Source organism: Methylomicrobium lacus (assembly GCF_041897535.1).
GTDB classification, from domain to species: domain Bacteria; phylum Pseudomonadota; class Gammaproteobacteria; order Methylococcales; family Methylomonadaceae; genus Methylomicrobium; species Methylomicrobium lacus_A.
Map to the genome: position 1 here is coordinate 2,653,945 of NZ_CP169217.1, position 20,901 is coordinate 2,674,845.

Genomic DNA, 20,901 nt, shown 5'->3' on the forward strand with positions numbered 1-20,901 from the left:
ATTTTTGGGGCGGTATACATATCCCATCCCACTCAATAGCGCCGACGGACACGGTGTCCTTCGGCGTTTTTCTGTTTGTTGCATTGCCGGTTTGAATCAACCGGTCATCCTGTTCAACGCCGCTCGCACGCAGCGCAATATGCCATAATTGTAAATGCCGCTAAACTGATCGAAGGCCGGCTTCAGGGTCTGACCGCGCTCGTCGGGAAGCTTCAATAACGCCTCCTGAATCGATTTGATTTCCTGCTCCGGTAGATCGACGACTTCCTGCAACATCACCTGCCCTTGCTCGATGCCTTCGGCCAGATGTCCGTATATCGTGGTCGTCTTCAATTCACGCTGCGCAGCAATCTGTTCGACACTGTAGCCTAGCCGGAACAGCTCGATCGATGCACCGACCGTATCGGAGGACATCGACTGGCTTTGCTGGCTATGCTCGGCGATCACCTCCAAAAACTGCTCGCCGTACAATTCCAGCTTGCGCGCGCCGATGCCCGAGATCGCGGCCATTTGTTTCAGATTCTGCGGCCGCGCGGCCATCATCTCCATCAACGTCGCATCGTGGAAGATCACATAAGGCGGCACGTCCTGGGCCTCGGCGATGGCCTTGCGTTTGGCGCGCAAGGCTTCCCACAACGGCGTGCCGGCCGCGCCGCCGGCTTTCGCGGCCGCGCGTTTGGTTTTTTCGGGTTTGATGTCCTCGCGCAGCATCAAGGTTTCCTCGCCGCGCAGCACCGGCCGGCTCGCCTCGGTCAGCTTCAGGGTGCCCATGCTTTCGAAATCGACCGCAATCAGGCCGCGCGCGATCAATTGCCGGTACAAGGAATGCCACTGTTGCTCCTGAAGATGCTTGCCGATGCCGAAGGTCGAAACTTTGTCGTGCCCGTTTTTCTGCACCTTGTCGGTCGTTTTGCCGAGCAGCACGTCGATCAGGTGGCCGACGCCGAAACGCTGGCCGGTCCGGAAGATGCAGGACAGCGCCTGCTGCGCGGCGAGCGTGCCGTCCCAGGTCTTGACCGGTTCCAGGCAGGTGTCGCAATTGCCGCAGGGCTGCTCCAGGCGATCGCCGAAATACGCGAGCAGCGCCTGCCTTCGGCAATGCACCTGCTCGCACAGCGCCAGCATCGCGTCCAGTTTGTGCAGCTCCAGCCGTTTGTGCGCGTCGTCGGCATTCGACTCGGCCAGCATGCGCCGGAGCATGATGACGTCCTGCAAGCCATACGCCATCCAGGCATCGGCGGGCTGGCCGTCGCGCCCGGCGCGGCCGGTTTCCTGGTAATAGGCCTCGACGCTTTTCGGCAGATCCAGATGCGCGACGAAGCGCACGTTCGGTTTGTCGATGCCCATCCCGAATGCGATCGTCGCGACGATGATCAGGCCTTCTTCCATCAGGAAGCGGTGCTGATGGCGCTGGCGTTCCGCAGCGTTCATCCCGGCATGATAAGGCAGCGCGTTCAGCCCCTGCGCTTGCAGCCAGTCGGCGGTTTCCTCGACCTTTTTGCGCGACAGGCAATAGACGATGCCCGCATCGCCGTCATGCTCGCCGCGGATGAAGTCGAGCAGCTGTTTGCGCGCGTTCTGTTTCTGCACGATCCGGTAGCGGATGTTCGGCCGGTCGAAGCCGCGCTGGAACATCCGGGCTTCGCCGAGGCCGAGACGCCGGATGATTTCCTCGCGCGTCTTCGCATCGGCGGTCGCGGTCAGCGCGATGCGCGGGATGGCCGGAAAACGTTCGTGCAGCAGCGACAACTGCAAATAATCGGCGCGAAAATCATGGCCCCATTGCGAAACGCAATGGGCTTCGTCGATCGCGAACAGGGCGATCTCGATTCGGGCGAGCAAGGCCAGGGTGCGTTCTGTAGTCAGCCGTTCCGGCGCGATATAGAGCAGATCGAGTTCGCCGTTCAGCAAGTGCTGTTCGATCCGCCGGACATCGTCCAGGCTCAGCGTCGAATTCAGGAACGCCGCGCGGATGCCGAGCTGCGTCAGCGCGCTCACCTGGTCCTGCATCAGCGCGATCAGCGGCGAGATCACGATGCCGACGCCGGCGCGCAGCAAGGCGGGGATTTGATAACACAGCGATTTGCCGCCGCCGGTCGGCATCAGCACCAAGGCATCGCCGCCGGCCAACAGATGGCCGATCACCTCGGACTGCGGCTCCCGGAAACGGTCGTAACCGAATACCGATTTCAAAATATCGAGCGGCTGAGTTTCCACTATCGTCCTCCGCGTCTTCATTTAAGTTTCTTGAATGCCCGCAACCTATTTATAATAGTCCGATTATACAGGACAGAAGAGCCCGACAACCTTTCCATGACTCATTCCGATACGATGCTTTCGCCGCGACTGGAGCGGCTTTTGAACAACGGCCGACAACATCTGCTCCGCGGCGGACTGAAAGGCATCGAGAAAGAAAGTCTGCGCATCGGCAAGGACGGCATGATCGCGCAGACCGCGCATCCTAGAGTCCTGGGTTCCGCGCTGACGCATCCCTACATCACGACCGACTATTCGGAAGCCTTGATCGAACTGATCACGCCGCCGTTTGCGGAGATCGAGGATACGATCGCTTATCTTTCCGACCTGCATCGGTTCGTTTACGCTCATCTCGGCGATGAAATGCTGCTCGGCGCGAGCATGCCCTGCGGCATCGACGGCGACGAAAGCATCCCGATCGCGACCTACGGCATCTCGAACATCGGCCGGATGAAACACATCTACCGGCGCGGCCTGTGGCATCGCTACGGGCGCACGATGCAGTCGATCGCCGGCATCCATTTCAACTATTCGGTGCCGACCGCGTTATGGCCGGTGCTGTGCGAACTCGAAAACGGCGAGGCGGGCGTCGAAGCCTTCACCGCCGATGGCTATTTCGGCTTGATCCGCAACTTCCAGCGCATCGGCTGGATCATTCTGTACCTGTTCGGCGCCTCGCCGGCCATCTGCAAGAGCTTTTTCAAGAGCCGGCCTGCCCTGATGGACCAGTTCGAAAGCTTCGATCAGGGCACGCTTTATCATCCTTATGCGACCTCGCTCAGAATGAGCGACATCGGCTATAAAAGCAAAAACCAGGCGGCTCTGAACATCGATTACAATTCGCTGCCCGCCTATATCGCGAGCCTGCACCATGCGATCACGACGCCTTATCCCGAATATGAAAAGATCGGCGTGAAGGTGGACGGCGAATACCGGCAGCTGAACAGCAACATCCTGCAGATCGAGAACGAGTTTTACAGTACGATGCGCCCGAAGCAAATCGCGAAGTCCGGCGAAAAACCGACGCTGGCGCTGAAGCGGCGGGGCCTGCGCTACATCGAAATGCGCTCGCTCGACCTCGACGTGTTCAAACCGGCCGGCATCGACGTGAGCCGGGGCCGCTTCATCGAAGCCTTGCTGCTGAACTGTTTGTTGCACGACAGTCCGCCGAACACGCCCGAGGATTATGCGATCTATAACGCGAATCAACTGGCGGTGGCGAATAACGGCAGAAAGCCAGGCCTCGAACTGAACAAAGACGGCAAGACGATCGCGTTGCAGGATTGGGCGAACGAAATCCTCGACACGATGCAGCCGGTCTGCGCGGTTCTCGACGAAGGCCTGGCCGACAAACCGTACAGCGCGGCCCTGGCGGAACAGCGCCAAGTCGTGCAAAATCCGGACTTGACCCCGTCGGCCAGGATGCTCGCGGCGATGTCCGGCAGCGCGCAGCCGTTCGCCTGTTTTGCGTTACAGGCGTCGCAAGACCATGCGCAGTATTTTAAAAACCACCGGCTCGCCGATGTCCGCAACCTTGAGTTTACAGAACTTGCCGAACAATCGCTGATCAAACAAACCGAGATCGAAAACCAGGACCAACTGTCTTTCGATGATTTTTTGGCAAGCTATTTTGCCCAATGTGATGATATCAACCCGCCAACATGACCGCTTTCGCTATTGAGACTCTGCAAACCGAATTACAGAACAAGAACCCGCGCGTGATCCTGAAAAAAGCGCTGGAGTCGTTCGACAACATTGCGATCTCGTTCAGCGGCGCGGAAGACGTGGTGCTGATCGACATGGCGGTCAAGATCCGCAAGGACATTCAGGTATTTTCGCTCGATACCGGCCGCCTGCACCCCGAGACCTACCGCTTCATCGAAAAAGTCAGAAAACATTACGGCATCGCGATCGACGTGCTGACGCCGGACCGGGAACAACTGGACAAGCTGGTCAAGGCCAAGGGCCTGTTCAGTTTCTACGAAGACGGCCATCACGAATGCTGCGGCATCCGTAAGGTCGAGCCGCTCAAGCGCAAACTCGCGCACCTCGACGCCTGGATCACCGGCCAGCGCAAGGACCAGAGCCTCGACACCCGGCAGGACATTCCGGAAGTGCAGCTCGATACCGCCTTTTCGACGCCGGATCATCCCTTGATCAAGTTCAATCCGTTGTTAAACTGGACTTCCGCCCAGGTCTGGGATTATATCGAGGCCTACGGTGTGCCTTATAACGAACTGCACCAGCGCGGCTACATCAGCATCGGCTGCGAGCCGTGCACCCGGCCGGTGCTGCCCAACCAGCACGAACGCGCCGGACGTTGGTGGTGGGAAGATGCGGCGAAGAAGGAATGCGGGCTGCATGCGGGGAATGTGAAAGCGGAATGAAGCCGGTCAAGGCTGTCACTCAAGCGCCAGCCGCGCCAATAACGCGGTTATGAACTCCAGCTTCTGCTCGGTCGTGTCAAATTTTTGGATGAAGCGGAGCTTGTCCGCGCCGTCGAATTTATAGACCTGCGCCTGGGTCTGAATCAACGTAATCAACTGCTCGGTGTTGATTTTCGGCTCCTTGGTAAAGACCAGACGCCCGCCGGCTGCATTCGCTTCGATCTTTTTGAGCCCCAGTTTTTGCGCGCCCTGTTTCAATTCGGTCACGCTGAACAGCGTTTTGACCGGTTCGGGCAGGAGGCCGAAGCGGTCGATCATTTCGACTTGCAGGTCGCGCAACTCCTCGGGCGATTCGGCGCTGGCGATGCGTTTGTACAGCACCAGGCGCGCGTGGATGTCCGGCAGGTAGTCTTCCGGGATCAGCGCCGGCGATTGCAGATCGACTTCCGGGCCCATCTCGGCCGGCAGCTCCAGTTCCGGCTGCTTGCCCGATTTCAAGGCATTGACCGCGCGGTCGAGCAGCTCGGTGTAGAGGGTATAGCCGATTTCCTGAATCTGGCCGCTCTGTTCGTCGCCGAGCAATTCGCCCGCGCCGCGGATTTCGAGGTCGTGCGAGGACAGCATGAAGCCTGCGCCGAGGTCGCCGGAGGCTTCGATCGCTTCGAGCCGCTTCTGCGCGTCATTGGTCATCAGGGTTTTCGGCGGCACGATGAAATAGGCGTAGGCCCGATGATGCGAACGGCCGACGCGCCCGCGCAGTTGGTGCAGTTGCGCGAGGCCGAGTTTGTCGGCGCGGTTGATCAGGATCGTATTCGCGCTCGGAATGTCGATGCCGCTCTCGATGATCGTGGTGCTGAGCAGCAAATTGAAGCGCTGGTGATAAAAGTCGAGCATGATGCGTTCGAGGTCGCGCTCCGGCATCTGGCCGTGCGCGATCTCGATCCGCGCGTCGGGCACCAGTTTATGCAGCTCGCCGGCCATTTTTTCCATCGATTTGATGTCGTTGTGCAGGAAGAAAATCTGCCCGCCGCGCTTGATTTCGCGCAGGCACGCCTCCTGTACCAAGGCATCGACCCACTCGCTGATGAAGGTCTTGATCGCGTGGCGGTTCGGCGGCGGGCTCGCGATGATCGAAATGTCCCTGAGGCCCGACATCGCCATGTTCAGTGTCCGTGGGATCGGCGTCGCGGTCAAGGTCAGCAGGTCCAGTTCGTTGCGCAGCTTCTTGAAATGCTCTTTCTGATGCACGCCGAAACGGTGTTCCTCGTCGATGATGACCAGGCCGAGTGCCTTGTATTTGAGTTCCTTCGACAACAGTTTGTGGGTGCCGATGATGATGTCGACGTGGCCTTCCGCGAGCGCGTCGCCGATTTCCTTCTGCTGTTTCGGCGTCACGAAGCGCGACATCACCTCGACGCGCACCGGCCAGTCCGCGAAGCGGTCGCGGAAGTTCTGATAATGCTGCTGCGCGAGCAGGGTGGTCGGCACCAACACCGCGACCTGCTTGCCGTCCTGCACCGCGATATAGGCCGCGCGCATCGCGACCTCGGTCTTGCCGAAGCCGACATCGCCGCAGATGACCCGGTCCATCGGCTGCGGGCTGAGCATGTCTTCCAGGATCGCCTCGATCGCGGTCTGCTGGTCCGGCGTTTCCTCGAACGGAAACGCGTCCGCGAAGGCCTGATAGTCTTTGTCTGCGACATGAAACTCGTGGCCTTTCTTGGCCGCGCGCTTCGCATAAATCTCCAGGAGTTCCGCCGCAACGTCGCGGATTTTCTCGATCGCCTTCTTCTTCGCCTTGCTCCATTGATCGCCGCCGAGCTTGTGCAGCGGCGCGGTTTCCGGGCTGACGCCGGTGTAGCGGCCGATCAGGTGCAAGGACGAGACCGGCACGTACAGCTTGTCGTTGTGCGCGTATTCGAGCGCCAGAAACTCGGCCGGAATGCCGCCTATATCCAGGGTCTGCAGCCCGAGATAACGGCCGACGCCGTGCTCCTGATGCACGACCGGCGAGCCGATCGTCAATTCATTCAGGTTGTTGACGATCTTTTCGAGTTCCTTGGCCGCCGCCGTTCGCCTTCTGCGCCGCTGCTGGGCCTTTTCGCCGGACAGCAGACTTTCGGCGATCACCGCGAGCTTCTGCCGTTCCAGCCACAGGCCCTGATCCATCGGCGCGACCGTGATGCAGAGGTTGTCCACTACCTCGACGAACTCGCGCCAGCCTTCGACCGCTTTCAGCCGGATCTTGAAGGTTTTTAACCTGTCGATCAGGCCTTCCCGGCGGCCGGCCGATTCGGCGACGAACAGGATCTTGCCGTCGAAGCCTTCGATGAACTGGCGCAGGCGCTGGGCGGGTTCTTTCAGCTTCGCATCGATCGTCAATTCGGGCAGCGGCGCGCAGTCGAAAGCGATCTGGCTGCCGGCCTGGTTCGCAGGTTCCCCCGCGCCGTTTTGCAGTTCGATCTGGGCGAACGCGGAAGCCCTGTGCTTCAGCTCGGCCGTGCTCAGGAACAGCAATTCCGGCTTCAATAACGGCCGATCGACATTGAAACGCCGCTGTTCGTAGCGTTCGCCGGCTTCCGCGGCAAAGGCGTCGGCCTGCGCATCCAGCGCCGACGGCAAGACGAAGACCGTGCCGGCGGGCAGGTAGTCGAACAAAGTGGCCGTGCGTTCGACGAACAAGGGCAGATAATATTCGACGCCGCCGGGCGCCAGGCCCTTGCTGACATCGTTATACAAGGTGTTTTTGGTCGAGGCGTCCGGGAAAAGGTCGCGGAAAGCCTGGCGGAAATGTTTGATCGCCGCGTCGGTAAACGGAAATTCGCGCGCCGGAAACAGTTCGATCCGGTCGATCTTGTCCATCGATCGCTGGGTCTCCGGATCGAAGGTGCGGATCGACTCGATCTCGTCGTCGAACAGTTCGATCCGGTAGGGGGTCTTGCTACCCATCGGAAACAGATCGACGATTGAGCCGCGCACCGCGAATTCGGCATGCTGATACACCTGCGAGACGCACTGGTAGCCGACGCTTTCGAGCTTTGCCCGATTCAACTCCAGATTGAATGTCTCGCCGACACTCAACGCAAAACTGTGTGCGAGCACGTGCTCCCTCGGCGCGAGCCGGTGCATCAGCGTGGCGACCGAGACGATCAGTGCGCCGCGCTTGACCTGAGGCAGGAGGGCGAGCGTCTTCAGGCGCTCGGAGATGATCTCCGGCAGCGGCGAAAACACGTCGTAAGGCAGGGTTTCCCAGTCCGGAAAATGCAGAATCGGAATCCCGGTGCCGTGCAGGAAAAACGCCAGTTCGTGTTCGAGCCGCAATGCGGTGTGATTGTCGGCGGTTACGACCAGAAACAGGCGATTTTGCGCGTTGATCGCCGAAGCCAGCGCCAGCGCATCGGCGCAGCCGTGCAGGCCGTTCCAGCGCAATACGGCATCTTTGGATTCGGGAACCTGCGGTGAAAAAATCAAGGCGTTATCTTCGGCCATGCTGGGTTATCAGGGATGTTTGCTACGCGAATCGCGGATTAAAAGATGGCGATAGTTTAACACTTTGACCGCGGGGATGCCGGGGCGGATCGCTCGAACGGGTGCCGGCATTGTAAGGATGGCGGCAGCTATTGTTAATAAACAAGAAACTATTAATTAACCAGTTTCAATATTGTAAACGCCCGATAGCGACCCTATACTGTAGTTGTGAAAATTTTCATTTATTATCAACTACATCTTAGGAGTCAATACCATGTCTTATGCTAAACGCGACATCATCATCGGCCTGATGTTCATCACCGGGCTTGCCGGCTTCATCTCGGGCGAATTCATCTTTTCGAATATCTTTTTCGCCACCGCCGCGATCTACACGAACATGTTCCTGAGCCGCAGAACCCACGGTTAAGGGATGTTCCATGTTTAACCCTTCCACTCCAACCCGCGTCGCAGCTTCAGCTTCGACGCGGGCCTTCCCCCGCTAAGTTCCATCTCGTCCCGATCTTTTTCCTTTTAGCGTTTTTTCCGGGTCTTGTGAATCACGAACTTCGGATTTGCCGCGACCACCGCACACCCTCCAAACAACCGTTCCAGCGTCTGATGATAGTGAAGATGCCGGTTGCCGATTACCCAGAATTCGCCGTCCCGACGCAGTACCCGCCTGGCATCCTTGAATAGGCTGAGCGCAATCTGGTCGCCTTGCAGATATTGCTGATGAAAAGGCGGATTGCACAGGATCAGATCGGCCGATTCGGACTCGAATGCCTTCAAGCCGTCACCCACCTGAAACGTCGCTTTGCGATCATTGCCGAATGCGGCTGCGAAATTTTCCTTGGCCGAGGCGACCGCCATGTACGATTCGTCGACGAAATGCACAGTGGCTTCGGGATTCTTTTGAGCCGCGATCAAGCCGACCACGCCGTTGCCGCAGCCGAGATCGACGATTTCGCACGGGCCAAGTCCTGAAGGCAGGTGTTCGAGGAAGAAGCGCGTGCCGATGTCCAGGCTGTCCCGCGAGAATACATTCGCGTGATTGACGATCCAGAAATCGGTGTTTTCGAGCCGGTAGCGTACCGGATACGGACTGGGCGGCGGGTTTTCGAGTGCTATCGCCTGCGCGAAGATCAGTTTGGCTTTTTTGCGGGCCAAAGCGGTCGTGGTCGGGCCGAGCAGGCGCTCGACCGTCTGCCAGACCGAGGCCGGCAGCATCTTGACCATGCCGGCCAGGATGATTTGCGCGTCCGGCCGTAAATGGCCGCGCAGGCTGATCAGCTGGTGCTCCAAGAGGCCGAGCGTCTTCGGGACCTTGATCAGCACCAGATCGTAAGCCTCCGGCAGCGTTTCGAGGCTGTGCAGGAGGCGGATGGCGTCCTGGGTTTTGCCGTTTCGCTCCAGATTGATTTGGGTCGCCTGCCGCGACAGGAAGGAGTCAGACACCGCATCGGGGCGATGGTCGCTCAAGGCAAGCGCGAGCGTCCCGAAGCTGTCGTTCATGATCAAAACCCGGCTATCCGGCTGCGGCAAACCCTGCTCGGCAAGATGGGTCAACAGATACTCGTCTGCCGCGTCGAAAGGCTGCAACAGCTCGTTGCGGCGCAGCGGCAGACGGATCAGATCGAAAGCGCCCTGGGGGGCAATCAACTGCATGAGGAGTCTAGTCTCAAGCGCGCGACATGAATTTTCCGGTTTCGGTATTCACCTTGACCGACTCGCCGGTTTCGATGTATTCGGGCACCTGCACTTCGAGACCGGTATGCAGTTTCGCGGTCTTGGTCCGGCTCGACGCGGTCGCGCCCTTGATCGCGGGCGGCGTCTCGACGATTGTAAACACGACCGACGACGGCAGCTCGATGCCGATCAGCTCGTCATCGACCAGCAGCGCCACGATGCCTTCCAGCCCGTCGGTCAAATATTCGACCTTGCCTTCCAGATCGTCGCTGTTCAGGCTGTATTGGCTGTAGTCTTCCTGGTTCATGAAGATGAAATTGTCGCCGTCCTGATACGAAAACTGCACTTTCGCGCGCACGCAGTCGGCGTCCTTGAAAGCATCGTCGCCTTTCAGCGTCTCGTCGAGCTTTTGCCCGGTCTTCAGGTTGTTGAAGCGGACCTTGTACAGGGTCGAAGCGCCGCGCGACGACGGGTTGCGAACCTCGACCTGTTTGACCACATGCGGGGCGCCGTTGATCTCGACGACCATGCCTTTTTTTAACTCACTCGCCTTAGCCACGTACAGTCTCCTGGGTCATTTTTGGCTTCTTGCTCTAAGTATCTGGGCTTTAATGGCTTGGCCCATGCCTTCAAGTTTTCCGGAGAGCAAAACCCTCCAGCTGTCTTGATACGGCTTGAGGCTCACGACCTCCAACTCCGTCATGCTGAAATCTTGGGTCCCCGCACTATGCCGGGTGACCAGATGGACGACATCGCCCTCCTTGACCGAGCCGAGAATTTTGATGTCTCCGAAAGAAATATTCATGCTTTTTGCCTGCGCCTCAGAAATTTTCATGAAGCCGCGCATGAAGTCGGCAGGCGGCATGATCTTGACCGATGCGCTGGTGGCATTTTTGCCGTATAGAGCTTGAATGACCTCGGCTTTGGCCTTCTCTTCACCCGCCTCGAAGATCGGCAAGAGCATTTGCTTGAAGCGTAACAGTTCGTCAGGGTGAATAAAATCGACGGACGCCGTGGCGCCTTGTTGTTTGATGGCCGTGAAATATTTTTCGCAAAGCTGCTCGGGCGTTTCAGCCGCCGCGGAGCTCCATGAGGCGTACCAGAGACTGCTTATGGTCAAAATGATGGCGAAGGTATTTTTTTTCATGGTGTCTAACCTAAATGTCGTTGATAGTGGGAATTCGAATGGCTAACAAATCGCAGGGCGTATGATGCAGCACGCCGTTCGCGGTCGAGCCCAGCAGCAAGGCCAGGCCGTGCCGCTCGTGCGTTCCGACCACGATCAAATCGGCCGCAATGGTTTCGGCGAGGCCCACGATTTCGTCTTGCGGCACGCCCCAAATCAGCCAGAGATCGGATGGATCGACGCCGAGGTCGGCGCCCAACGCCAAGAGTTTGGCGCGCTCGGCTTCCAGGAGATCGTATTCGGAGGGCGCATCGACCGGAATGCGGGCGCCGTAAGGAGTGTCCGGCATCGGAATGTCGTCGAGCACATGCAGGAGGCTCAATCTCGCCTGAAAGGCGCGGGCGAGAGACCTCGCGCGAGCGGCGACCGTTTCGCCGGCTTCCGAAAAATCAGCGGTCAAAAGAATGTGGCGATAGGCCGTCATGGTGGCGTCGTTGATTGAAAGTATGAACCGAGTATTTTAGCAAATTAATCGCGAATATTGAGGAAACGATCGTTTTTCCGGCGTCCAAGCGTGCGCGTTAGAAATTTTGCAGACTTCCAAGTAAGATAGCATCACAAGATCACTCCATTGGGGAACCCTCATGAACCGTTTCGTCTGGCTGTGCTTCATCGCATTTCTTGGTTTTTCATCGGCCCATGCGCTGCCCTTGACGCCGGAGCGCACGCCCGAACCGCTGAAGCCCTGGATAGACTGGGCCTTGCACGACAATCCCGAACACGGCTGCCCTTTCGTGTACAACAGCTTCGACGAAAAGCATTGCGGCTGGCCGAGCGAGTTGACGTTGGATCTAAACGCTCAACGCGGCGCGTTTTCGCTGCGTGTTTCGGCGTTTCAGGACACGTGGCTGACGCTGCCCGGCGACGAGAAACACTGGCCGCAGGCGGTGACACTGAACGACAGTCCGGCGCAGGTGATCAACAGGAACGGCTGGCCGGCGCTCAAATTGAGCCCTGGCGCGGAGGCGAAGGCTTATCAGGTCAAGGGTGAATTTTTATGGGACCGCATCCCGGAAACGCTGAGCGTGCCGGCCGACACCGGGCTGCTCGGCCTGAGCGTGAACGGCAGCCCGGTGTCGGCGCCGGTGTTCAAGGACGGCCAGCTCTGGATCAAGGCCGCGGAACTGCGTCCGGGCAAACCGGAAGGCGTCGAAAACAAGGTCGCGCTGCAAGTGTTTCGCCGGATCGTCGACGAGGTGCCGCTGCAGATGATCACCCGGCTGGTGCTGGACGTGTCCGGCGAACAGCGCGAATTGAAACTGGCCGTGCCGTCGCCCGAGGGTTTCATTCCGTTGCGGCTCTCCAGTTCGCTGCCAGCACGCCTGGAAGATGACGGCCGCTTGTTGATCCAGTTGCGTCCCGGCCGCTGGCAAATCGACATCACCGGCAGAAGCCGCGGGGCGGTCGATGCGCTGCCCTTAACCCCCGCGCCCGCCGCGGACAAACAGGAAGTCGCCTGGCCGGCCTCCGAAATCTGGGTCTTCGAGGCGCGCCCGGCGCTCAGGGTCGTCGAGGTCGAAGAGACCGGCGCGGTCGATGCGAACCTGACCAATCTGCCGGACGACTGGAAAGGCTGGCCCGCCTATCAGGTCGCCTCCGGTCAGGCGATGCGCTTCAAGGTGATCCGGCGCGGTGACCCGGAGCCCGAACCGAGCCAGCTGAATCTGACGCGCAAACTGTGGCTCGATTTCGACGGCGAGGGCTACACGGTCAACGACAGGATCACCGGCAAAATGACGCGCGGCTGGCGGCTGAACGCCCTGCCCGAGATCAAGCTCGGCAAGGTCACGCTCGACGGAGCCAATCAACTGGTCACGCGCCTTCAAGGCTCCGGCAAGGAAGGCGTCGAGGTCCGGCGCGGCAGGATCGCGCTGGAGGCCGACAGCCGTTTTACCGGCGCTATCGGCGAATTGAGCGCGGTGGGCTGGGAGCAAAGTTTTCAGCAGGTCAGCGCCGAGCTGAATCTGCCGCCGGGCTGGCGCCTGTTCGCGGCGACCGGCGTCGATAACGTGCCGGACAGTTGGATCGCGCGCTGGACCCTGCTCGATTTCTTTTTGGTGCTGATCTCGTCGTACGCAACCTACAAGCTGTGGACGCGGCTTTGGGGGCTGTTCGCCCTGGTCACCCTGGCGCTGATCTGGCACGAAGCCGGCGCGCCGCATTACATCTGGCTGCACATTCTGGCCGCCACTGCGCTGATCCGGGTGCTGCCGGAAGGGCGCTTTCTGAGTTTCATGAATTGGTACCGGCGCGCTGCTTGGCTCGGCTTGGTGCTGATCGCGGTGCCGTTCATGATCGATCAGGTGCGCATCGGGCTCTATCCGCAACTGGAACGGCCCTGGCAGAACATCATCGCGCCGTCGTCTTATCCTGTCGCCGCGCAAATGCCGGCCCCGGCATCTGAATCGACTGAAATGAAGGCGGAAATGGCGCCCGGACGGATGCTGTCCCGGTCGAAAAAAATGGCCGATATGGCGGGCAGTGTCGCCGAAAGCATGGGTTATCTCGAAGACAAGGCCGCCGGTTTCGAACGCCTCGATCCGAATGCGAAGATTCAGACAGGCCCTGGCCTTCCCGATTGGCAATGGCATAAGGTGCTGTTGAGCTGGAACGGCTCGGTCGACCCGGGACAGCCCTTGCGGCTTTGGTATCTGTCGCCCGGATTGACGCTGGTGCTGAATTTCCTGCGCGCCGGCCTGATCGCGGCGCTGGCGCTGTTGATGTTCGGCGTCGCCGAAAACCTGACTTTCCGCTTCAAGGCCTCGCCTGCGCTGCTTGTCTGGTGCCTCTTGATGCCGATGCTGTCGCTGCCGGCGCAAAAGGTTTATGCGGATTTTCCGAGCCAGGCGATGCTCGAGCAATTGAAAGCCCGCCTGCTCGAAGCCCCCGACTGCCTGCCGGCCTGCGCCGAAATCGCGACGATGCAGGCGAACCTTGGCGACAAGGACCTGGTGATCACGCTCGAAATTCATGCCCAGCAGGACGTCGCGGTGCCGCTGCCGGCCGATTCCGAGCAGTGGTTTCCGAATCAGGTGAGCGTCGACGGCGCCCCGGCGCCGGGCTTGTTCCGCACCGGCAACAGCCTCTGGCTGCATCTTGGCCAAGGCCGGCATCAAGTCGTAATGCGGGGCGTGCTGCCGCAGGTCGCCAAATTCACCGTGCCGTTGCCGTTGAAGCCGCATCGGGTCGGCGCAGGCGGCAGCGGCTGGGAGGTGATCGGCATCCAGGAAAACGGCATTCCGGGCGAACAGCTGCAATTCGAGCGCGTGCAGAAGGCCGAGGACAAGGCGCAGGCGGCGGCTTTGACGCCGGGCGTGCTGCCAGCGTTCGTGCAGATCGAGCGCACGCTGCAACTTGGCCTGGACTGGCACGCCTCGACCCGGATCGTCCGGGTTTCCGAGCCGAACTCGCCGGTGCTGCTGGCGGTGCCGTTGTTGCCGGGCGAGGCGGTCACCACGCCCGGCGTCCGCGTCCGCGACGGCAAGGCGGAGGCGAACATGGCGGCCGGGCAAACGGTGATGGCATGGTCGTCGACGCTCGAAAAAAAGGACAAAATCGAGCTGGCTGCCGCCAAGACCGAGCAATGGATAGAGATTTTCAAGGCCGACGTGAGCCCGATCTGGCACATCGAAACCTCCGGCATCGCGATGATGTATCTGAACCACGAACAGCGCTGGCTGCCCGAATGGCGGCCCTGGCCCGGCGAAAAAGTCACGTTGGCGATCTCGCGCCCGGAGGCAGTCGAGGGTCAGACGCTGACGATCGACAAAAGCCGGTTGGCGATCACGCCCGGCAAGCGCACCCGCGATGCGGAACTCTCGCTGAGCATCCGCAGTTCGCAGGGCGGCCAGCATATGCTGGTCCTGCCGGAGGGAGCGGAATTGCAAACGGTCGCGATCGACGGCCAGCCGCAGCCCTTGCGGCAGGAAGGACGCAAGCTGGCGCTGCCGATCAAGCCGGGGCTGCAAAATGTCGCGCTGCATTGGCTGGAGCCGCAGCCGGTCAGCGGCAAGGTCACGACCCCCGCGGTCGATTTGGGCGCGGCCAGCGTGAATGCGAGCCTGAACATCGGCCTCGGCGAAGACCGCTGGGTGTTATGGGTGCACGGCCCGAAAATGGGGCCGGCGGTGTTGTTTTGGGGCGTGTTGATCGTGATCGTGCTGCTGTCATGGGGGCTCGGCAAAATACCGTTGACGCCGCTGAAGCATTGGCAATGGTTTTTGTTGCTGACAGGGCTGAGTCAGATCCCTATCGAGACCGCGCTGATCGTGATCGCATGGCTGATGCTGCTCGGCTGGCGCGGCGGCAAGTCTGCCGCCGACATCCGTTATTTCAACGGCCTGCAAGTCTTGCTCGGTGGCCTGACCCTGTTGTCGCTGGCCGTCTTGTTCTACGCGGTCTCGCACGGCCTGCTGAACAGGCCGGACATGTTGATCACCGGCAACCAGTCCTCGCCGTATTCGCTGAACTGGTACCAGGACAGAAGCGCCGCGCTGTTGCCCAAAGCGACCGTCATTTCGGTGCCGCTGAAGGTTTACCGTCTGCTGATGCTGGCCTGGTCCTTGTGGCTGGCCGTGTCGCTGCTGAATTGGCTGAAGTGGGGCTGGGGATGTTTTTCGAGCCATGGCTTATGGAAAAAGCCTCCGCCTAAAAAAGACGAGAAAGCCGAGCAAACCGAAGCGGAAGTCCACAAATAACGGGAAAAACATTAAACCACTGGCGTTACGCACGTTAATATCCACGAAAAACCCGAAAGGCACGAAAAATGGATAGGGAAGTTTGGTACAAAAACGTATTACAAAATACAAGCTGCCGTGTTTGATCTGTATCAGGAATAAGTAATGACGATTTTTCGTTTTCAGCAGTTTTCGGTATCCCAGCGGCAGGCAGCGATGAAAGTCTGCACCGACAGCCTGCTGTTCGGCGCGATGATGCCGGTCGAGCCGAAGGATGACGTGCTCGACATCGGCGCAGGGACCGGCCTGCTGTCGCTGATCGCGGCGCAGCTCGGCGCCGGCAGCGTCACCGGCGTCGAATTGATGGAGGGCGCCTGCCGGGAGGCGGCGGAAAATTTTGCCCGCAGTCCCTGGCCGGATCGGTTGCGGGCCGTTCGACGGAGCATCCAGGAATTCGCGAGCGATGAAACAGGCCGCTACGACCTGATCGTCAGCAACCCGCCGTTTTTCGAAAAGCATTTTAATGCTGCGGAGCCGATGCGCAACGCCGCCCGGCATGACGGTCATCTGAAGCATGCCGAACTCGCCAGCATCGCGAATCGCTTGCTCGCTCAGGAAGGATTGTTTTATGTCTTGCTGCCCGCCCAGGCGGTGGACTCGTTTAACCGTCTTGCCATGCAGTCAGGTTTTCATTTGCGGCGTCAAACCGCTTTGCGGGGCTATGCGCGTAGCGCGGTGAAGGTGATCGCCTTGACATTCGGCCGTGCGCAGATAGGTCAGCCGGAATTTGAAACGCTGACGATTTATGACGAGCCGGGCGTTTATTCGGCAGACAGCCGGGCCTATCTGGAGGAATTTTTGTTGCGCTTTGCGGTGCGGGAAAGCGCGGAGAGTTGTAACTGAAAGGGCGAAGGCGCTGAACAAACACGTCCTTGTGCTTGCCCAAAACCATCGCTTTTAGTTGACGACGCGGTGTCCGCGGTTGCGCATGCAGGTCGCGTAGGCGCGCTTGTAATCGTGTTCGGCCTCGTAGCCTTGTTTGGCACCGCCGCCGAAACCGCCGGCCGCCGCACCGATTGCCGCGCCCGCGCCTGGATTGCCGGTGAAGGCGCCGACCACCGCGCCGCCCGCCGCGCCGATCAATGCGCCCGTGCCTGCGCCGATCGCGGTTTCCTTGGCCGTGCCGCCGGAGGCCTGTTTGGCGAGTTGCTCGCATTCCGCCATGTCCTGATTGATCCGATAAGCATTCGGGTCGTTGTAAGAGTCGACGGTCGGCTTCCAGCCGCCATAACTGTAACAACCGGTGAGCAAGGCGCTGCCGATGATGGCCATGCTTAAAGCTGATTTTTTCATGTGTAAACCTTCTGTGTTGTCGCTATGTGATGAAAAGTGTAGCTGATCTTTGATGAATAACGGATGAATGGGCTTGCTTCTAAGCCGATAAAATTATAACTCTCTCAATACCCGAAGCGGCGGTTTGTTGATCACCCGCCGCAGCCCCCAGAGACCCGACAAGACGACGGCAGCCGCGCACAGCAAGGGGGCCGCCAGCCATAATTCCAGATGCGGATGAAACGGGATGTGCATGACCTGCCGGTAAAGGGCATAACTGAGCAATTCCGCGATCAATACGCCGGTCAACCCTGAGATGGCGCCGAGGCAAAAAAATTCAATGACTTGAATTTTCCTGAGGAATGTGCGCGAGGCGCCGAAGGTCCGGAGCAGCGCGCTTTCATGGATGCGTTGATCAAGCGAACTGTACACCGCCGCGAACAAGACCGTCAATGCGGCCAGCAAGGCCAGATAAAACAGATAATTGACGGCCTGAGTCAATTGCCTGAACACGGTCTGCAATTGCCGCAGAATCCGGTCGACTTCGAGGATCGACATGCCCGGAAATTCTTTCGCCAGCGTGTTCAACGCGTTTTTATTCGCCTCATCCAGATAAAAACTGGTCATCAGCGTGTGTGGGTAGGCTTCGAGCGTGCCGGGCGAGAAAATCATGTAAAAATTCGGCTTCATCGATTCCCAGCGCAGCGCCCTGAGATTGGCGACCGTCGCCACGAACTCCTGGCCGCCGCTGCTGAAGGTCAGGCGGTCTCCCACCTTGATTTTCAGGCTGTCCGCGAGCTTCTGTTCAACCGACACCAAACCCGGCTCGGCGTGCTTCCACCAGGAACCGGCCTCGATCAGGTTTTCTGCCGGCACCTCATGGCTCCAGGTCAGGTTCAACTCACGGTGCGTGGCGTTGTCGCCCTGCGAACCCTTGGTGACGATCTGCTGTACCGGCGTCCGGTTGATATGCGTCAGTCTGCCCCTGACGATCGGATAAAACGGGCTGCTCTCGATGCCTTTGTCCTGCAAGGACTGTTTAAAATGCGCCAGCTGATCCGGAAAAATATTCAGCGCAAAATGATTCGGCGCCTTTTCCGGCAGTTGCTCACGCCAGGTGTCGACCAATTCATTCCGAATGATCAAACTCAACAAAATCGCCGCCAAGGTGACGCCGAACGCGAGGATCTGGCCGATGCTCGCGCGCGGCTGGCGCAGGATGCCCTGCCAGCCGAAACGCCAGCTCAAGGGCATGCGGGGCTGTAGTTTCCGAATCGCGGCCAGCAAGCCGAAGATCAGCAAGGCGAGCAGCAGCAAAGCGCCGAGCGTGACGCCGGTGACGATCGCGGTCATTTTGGCATCGCCGGTGTAGCGCCAGACCAGGACGCAGATGAGCGCCAGCGCCAACCCGTAAACCAGCCAGGCGCTGCTTGGCAGCGGTTCCAGTTCGTGGCGCAGTACCCTCAGCGGCGGCACCTGCTTCAGGCGCAGGATAGGCGGCAGCGCGAAGCCGAACAAAATCGTCAGGCCGGCGCAGACGCCGAATGCGATCGCCATGATGCCGGGCGGCGGCAGTTGCGCCGGCAGCAGCGCGCGCAGCAGCAGGAACAAGCCTTCCTGCAGCAGCCAGCCGAAGCTGCAGCCCAGGGCGCCGACGATCAGGCCGAGGATCACGAATTGCAGGCAATAGAGCCGCAGAATTTCCCGCTGCGTGCAGCCGAGGCAACGCAGCAGGGCGGAGGCATCGAAATGGCGTTCGCTGTAGCGCCGCGCCGCCATCGCGATCGCGACACCGGCGATGATCACCACGATGATGCTGGACAGGCCCAGAAACTGTTCCGCGCGCGTCAACGCCGAGCCGAGTTCGGGCCGGTCTTCATGAATGTCCAGGAGGCGCTGCGACGGATTCAATTGCGGTTTCACGAAGCTTCGGAAGGCCGTCAAGGCGTCTTCATTGCCGCTGAATTGAAAAAAACGGTGCACATGGCTGCCGGGTTGGATCACCCGGGTCGCTTCGAGGTCGTTCGCGTTGATCAGCACCCTGGGCGAAAAACTGTAAAAACCGCCCTGCTGATCCGGCTCATAGGTCAGAATCTGGGTGATCCTGAGTTTTTTCTCGCCGACCGTCAAGGGATCGCCGAAATTCAGTTTCAACGCCGACAGGATGCGCCGCTCGACCCACGCTTCACCGCTTTCCGGGCCGTGTCCGACGGCCGTTTCGGCGGGATGTTTGGCGTCGGTGATTTTCAGCTGGCCACGCAACGGATAGGCGGCGCTGACCGCCTTCACGCTGGCCAACAGCAATTCATTGTTTTCGATCAGCATGCTCGAAAATTCAATCTTCTGCGCGTCCTTCAGCCCCAGTTGCCGGGCCTTGGCCAGCCAGTCGGCAGGAATCGGCTCGGCGCTTTCGATGACCAGGTCGGCCGCCAGAAATTCGGCGGTTTGCATGGTCATCGCGCGTTGCAGACGGTCCGCGAACAGCGACGCCGCGGTCAGGCCGGTCACCGCGATCAGCAGCGCCAGCGTCAGCAGCGTCAGTTCACCGGCGCGGCTCTCGCGCCCGAGCAGGCGCAGGGCGAGTCTCATTCGGTGCATGTTTGTCTCCCGGCAGCGAGTTTGACCGTGCGTTCGCAGCGCTCGGCCAGCGCCGCATCGTGAGTCACCAATAGCAGCGTGGTGCGGTTTTCCCGGTTCAGTTCGAACAGCAGATCGATCACGGTTGCTCCGGTCTGGCTATCGAGGTTGCCCGTCGGTTCGTCCGCGAACAGTATCTTCGGGCGCGTCGCAAATGCCCGTGCCAGCGCCACGCGCTGCTGCTCGCCGCCGGAAAGCTGCTTCGGCGTATGGGTCAAGCGTCCGGCCAGACCGACCCGGCCGAGCCATTCGCGCGCCTCGGTCTCGGCAGAGTCATCGCCTTTCAGTTCGAGCGGCAGCATCACGTTTTCGAGCGCGGTCAAGCCGGGTAGCAGTTGAAACGACTGAAACATGAAGCCGATCAATTCGTTACGCAAGAGGGCGCGGCCGTCTTCGTCCAGTTTTGTCAGCGAACGGCCGGCCAGCCGGATCGAGCCCGAACTGGGCGTGTCGAGACCGGCCAGAAGACCGATCAGGGTCGATTTGCCGGAGCCGGACTCGCCGGTGATCGCAACGCTTTCGCCTGTCTTGATGCGCAGATCGATTGCCGACAGGATGTGCAAAACGCCCTCCGAAGTCGTCACCGATTTACTCAGATTTTCTGTTACGATAATGTCCGTTATGGATTCGTTGCGCGGGTTATTCATGTTCTTAAGATTATGTGTGTTGCTTTGTGCGGTATCGTTTTCAGTCGGTGTGCGGGCCGAGACGGTCGTGGTGCTGGGCGACAGCATCAGCGCCGCCTACGGCATCGACGTCGAGCAGGGCTGGGTGCACGTGCTGGCGGCAAAGTTGCGAGCGGCCGGCAGCAAGGCCGAGGTCCGGAATGAAAGCATCAGCGGCGAAACCAGCGCCGGCGGCCTCGCCCGCATCGACCGCATCCTGAACGCGCAAAAGCCCGCCGTCGTGATCATCGAACTCGGCGCGAATGACGGCCTGCGCGGGCTGTCCCCGGCCGAGCTGAAGCACAATCTGGCAGAAATGATCCGCCGCAGTGAGGCCCACGGCGCCAAGGTGCTATTGCTCAGCATGACCATTCCGCCGAATTACGGTAAACGCTATATCGATATGATTTATAATGTGTACCATGAATTATCCCGGGAAATGGCGGTGCCGGCAATTCCGTTCATCCTTGACGACATCGCTCTGGTCAGGGAGTTGATGCAGCCGGACGGCCTGCACCCGAATGCGAAAGCGCAACCGCTGATTGCGGACAAGATTTGGCGGCACTTATTGCCTTTACTAACCCCATCATCAAAAAAAAGAGATTGAA

15 protein-coding genes are annotated in these 20,901 nt (G+C 59.7%); 6 read left to right on the plus strand and 9 right to left on the minus strand.

Annotated features, from left to right (window positions below; translation table 11 throughout):
• Positions 1-96 precede the first annotated feature (96 nt).
• Positions 97-2,238, minus strand: a complete 2,142-nt coding sequence (gene recQ / locus ACEPPP_RS11725; protein WP_374086899.1) for a DNA helicase RecQ — start codon at positions 2,236-2,238, stop codon at positions 97-99.
• A 75-nt stretch (positions 2,239-2,313) separates the two neighbouring features.
• On the opposite strand from recQ, the gene gshA reads away from it, so the two are divergent.
• Both gshA and ACEPPP_RS11735 read left to right on the plus strand, forming a co-directional pair.
• The gene (gene gshA, locus ACEPPP_RS11730; RefSeq protein WP_374086901.1) at positions 2,314-3,921 is read left to right on the plus strand and encodes a glutamate--cysteine ligase; all 1,608 of its coding nucleotides are present in this window, start codon (positions 2,314-2,316) and stop codon (positions 3,919-3,921) included.
• Entirely contained in the window at positions 3,918-4,643 is a 726-nt protein-coding gene (locus tag ACEPPP_RS11735; RefSeq protein ID WP_374086904.1) for a phosphoadenylyl-sulfate reductase, read from the plus strand. The genes gshA and ACEPPP_RS11735 overlap by 4 nt, the downstream gene beginning before the upstream one ends.
• Before the next feature lie 15 nt (positions 4,644-4,658).
• Here ACEPPP_RS11735 and mfd read toward each other — a convergent pair whose 3' ends face one another.
• On the minus strand, positions 4,659-8,132 hold the full coding sequence (gene mfd / locus ACEPPP_RS11740; protein WP_374086906.1) for a transcription-repair coupling factor: 3,474 nt from the start codon (positions 8,130-8,132) through the stop codon (positions 4,659-4,661).
• A 253-nt stretch (positions 8,133-8,385) separates the two neighbouring features.
• Here mfd and ACEPPP_RS11745 point away from each other — a divergent pair, with 253 nt between their 5' ends.
• Positions 8,386-8,538, plus strand: a complete 153-nt coding sequence (locus ACEPPP_RS11745) for a hypothetical protein (RefSeq protein WP_198408475.1) — start codon at positions 8,386-8,388, stop codon at positions 8,536-8,538.
• Between the two features lie 104 nt (positions 8,539-8,642).
• Here the strand turns inward: ACEPPP_RS11745 and ACEPPP_RS11750 are convergent, their stop codons facing one another.
• Genes ACEPPP_RS11750 through ACEPPP_RS11765 form a run of 4 tightly spaced genes read right to left on the minus strand, consistent with a single transcriptional unit; the run spans position 8,643 to position 11,407 of the window.
• Positions 8,643-9,776: a methyltransferase gene (locus ACEPPP_RS11750; protein ID WP_374086908.1), complete on the minus strand. Its 1,134-nt coding sequence runs from the start codon at positions 9,774-9,776 to the stop codon at positions 8,643-8,645.
• Between the two features lie 13 nt (positions 9,777-9,789).
• A complete protein-coding gene (yeiP, locus tag ACEPPP_RS11755; protein ID WP_374086910.1) occupies positions 9,790-10,356 on the minus strand; it encodes an elongation factor P-like protein YeiP in 567 nt (188 codons plus the stop codon).
• 15 nt (positions 10,357-10,371) lie between these two features.
• On the minus strand, positions 10,372-10,944 hold the full coding sequence (locus tag ACEPPP_RS11760; protein WP_374086912.1) for a hypothetical protein: 573 nt from the start codon (positions 10,942-10,944) through the stop codon (positions 10,372-10,374).
• A 10-nt stretch (positions 10,945-10,954) separates the two neighbouring features.
• Positions 10,955-11,407 (minus strand): universal stress protein, encoded by a 453-nt coding sequence (locus ACEPPP_RS11765; RefSeq protein ID WP_374086914.1) that lies wholly within the window; start codon positions 11,405-11,407, stop codon positions 10,955-10,957.
• Positions 11,408-11,567: 160 nt separating this feature from the next.
• Between ACEPPP_RS11765 and ACEPPP_RS11770 the strand changes: the two genes are divergently transcribed.
• On the plus strand, positions 11,568-15,680 hold the full coding sequence (locus tag ACEPPP_RS11770; RefSeq protein WP_374086915.1) for a hypothetical protein: 4,113 nt from the start codon (positions 11,568-11,570) through the stop codon (positions 15,678-15,680).
• Between the two features lie 144 nt (positions 15,681-15,824).
• Positions 15,825-16,562 (plus strand): tRNA1(Val) (adenine(37)-N6)-methyltransferase, encoded by a 738-nt coding sequence (locus ACEPPP_RS11775; RefSeq protein ID WP_374086917.1) that lies wholly within the window; start codon positions 15,825-15,827, stop codon positions 16,560-16,562.
• Between the two features lie 54 nt (positions 16,563-16,616).
• On the opposite strand, the gene ACEPPP_RS11780 is transcribed toward ACEPPP_RS11775, so the two are convergent.
• The 3 genes from ACEPPP_RS11780 to ACEPPP_RS11790 form a co-directional block, all read right to left on the minus strand.
• Complete coding sequence (locus ACEPPP_RS11780; RefSeq protein ID WP_374086919.1) at positions 16,617-17,012, minus strand: glycine zipper family protein; 396 nt, start codon at positions 17,010-17,012, stop codon at positions 16,617-16,619.
• Positions 17,013-17,105: 93 nt separating this feature from the next.
• Positions 17,106-19,589: an ABC transporter permease gene (locus ACEPPP_RS11785; protein WP_374086921.1), complete on the minus strand. Its 2,484-nt coding sequence runs from the start codon at positions 19,587-19,589 to the stop codon at positions 17,106-17,108.
• Positions 19,577-20,275 (minus strand): ABC transporter ATP-binding protein, encoded by a 699-nt coding sequence (locus ACEPPP_RS11790; RefSeq protein WP_374086922.1) that lies wholly within the window; start codon positions 20,273-20,275, stop codon positions 19,577-19,579. The genes ACEPPP_RS11785 and ACEPPP_RS11790 overlap by 13 nt, the downstream gene beginning before the upstream one ends.
• Here ACEPPP_RS11790 and ACEPPP_RS11795 point away from each other — a divergent pair.
• Positions 20,274-20,900, plus strand: a complete 627-nt coding sequence (locus tag ACEPPP_RS11795; RefSeq protein WP_374086924.1) for an arylesterase — start codon at positions 20,274-20,276, stop codon at positions 20,898-20,900. The two genes, ACEPPP_RS11790 and ACEPPP_RS11795, sit on opposite strands and share 2 nt — an antisense overlap.
• The last annotated feature ends 1 nt before the right edge of the window (position 20,901 follow it).

What these genes read in the sequence shown, in the direction of transcription:
- ACEPPP_RS11775 (WP_374086917.1), top strand. Translation starts at nt 15,825, where the DNA reads ATGACGATTTTTCGTTTTCAGCAGTTTTCGGTATCCCAGCGGCAGGCA.
- mfd (WP_374086906.1), bottom strand. Translation starts at nt 8,132, where the DNA reads ATGGCCGAAGATAACGCCTTGATTTTTTCACCGCAGGTTCCCGAATCC.
- ACEPPP_RS11780 (WP_374086919.1), bottom strand. Translation starts at nt 17,012, where the DNA reads ATGAAAAAATCAGCTTTAAGCATGGCCATCATCGGCAGCGCCTTGCTC.
- ACEPPP_RS11770 (WP_374086915.1), top strand. Translation starts at nt 11,568, where the DNA reads ATGAACCGTTTCGTCTGGCTGTGCTTCATCGCATTTCTTGGTTTTTCA.
- ACEPPP_RS11745 (WP_198408475.1), top strand. Translation starts at nt 8,386, where the DNA reads ATGTCTTATGCTAAACGCGACATCATCATCGGCCTGATGTTCATCACC.
- ACEPPP_RS11785 (WP_374086921.1), bottom strand. Translation starts at nt 19,589, where the DNA reads ATGCACCGAATGAGACTCGCCCTGCGCCTGCTCGGGCGCGAGAGCCGC.
- ACEPPP_RS11735 (WP_374086904.1), top strand. Translation starts at nt 3,918, where the DNA reads ATGACCGCTTTCGCTATTGAGACTCTGCAAACCGAATTACAGAACAAG.
- ACEPPP_RS11795 (WP_374086924.1), top strand. Translation starts at nt 20,274, where the DNA reads ATGTTCTTAAGATTATGTGTGTTGCTTTGTGCGGTATCGTTTTCAGTC.
- ACEPPP_RS11760 (WP_374086912.1), bottom strand. Translation starts at nt 10,944, where the DNA reads ATGAAAAAAAATACCTTCGCCATCATTTTGACCATAAGCAGTCTCTGG.
- recQ (WP_374086899.1), bottom strand. Translation starts at nt 2,238, where the DNA reads ATGAAGACGCGGAGGACGATAGTGGAAACTCAGCCGCTCGATATTTTG.
- ACEPPP_RS11790 (WP_374086922.1), bottom strand. Translation starts at nt 20,275, where the DNA reads ATGAATAACCCGCGCAACGAATCCATAACGGACATTATCGTAACAGAA.
- gshA (WP_374086901.1), top strand. Translation starts at nt 2,314, where the DNA reads ATGACTCATTCCGATACGATGCTTTCGCCGCGACTGGAGCGGCTTTTG.
- ACEPPP_RS11750 (WP_374086908.1), bottom strand. Translation starts at nt 9,776, where the DNA reads ATGCAGTTGATTGCCCCCCAGGGCGCTTTCGATCTGATCCGTCTGCCG.
- ACEPPP_RS11765 (WP_374086914.1), bottom strand. Translation starts at nt 11,407, where the DNA reads ATGACGGCCTATCGCCACATTCTTTTGACCGCTGATTTTTCGGAAGCC.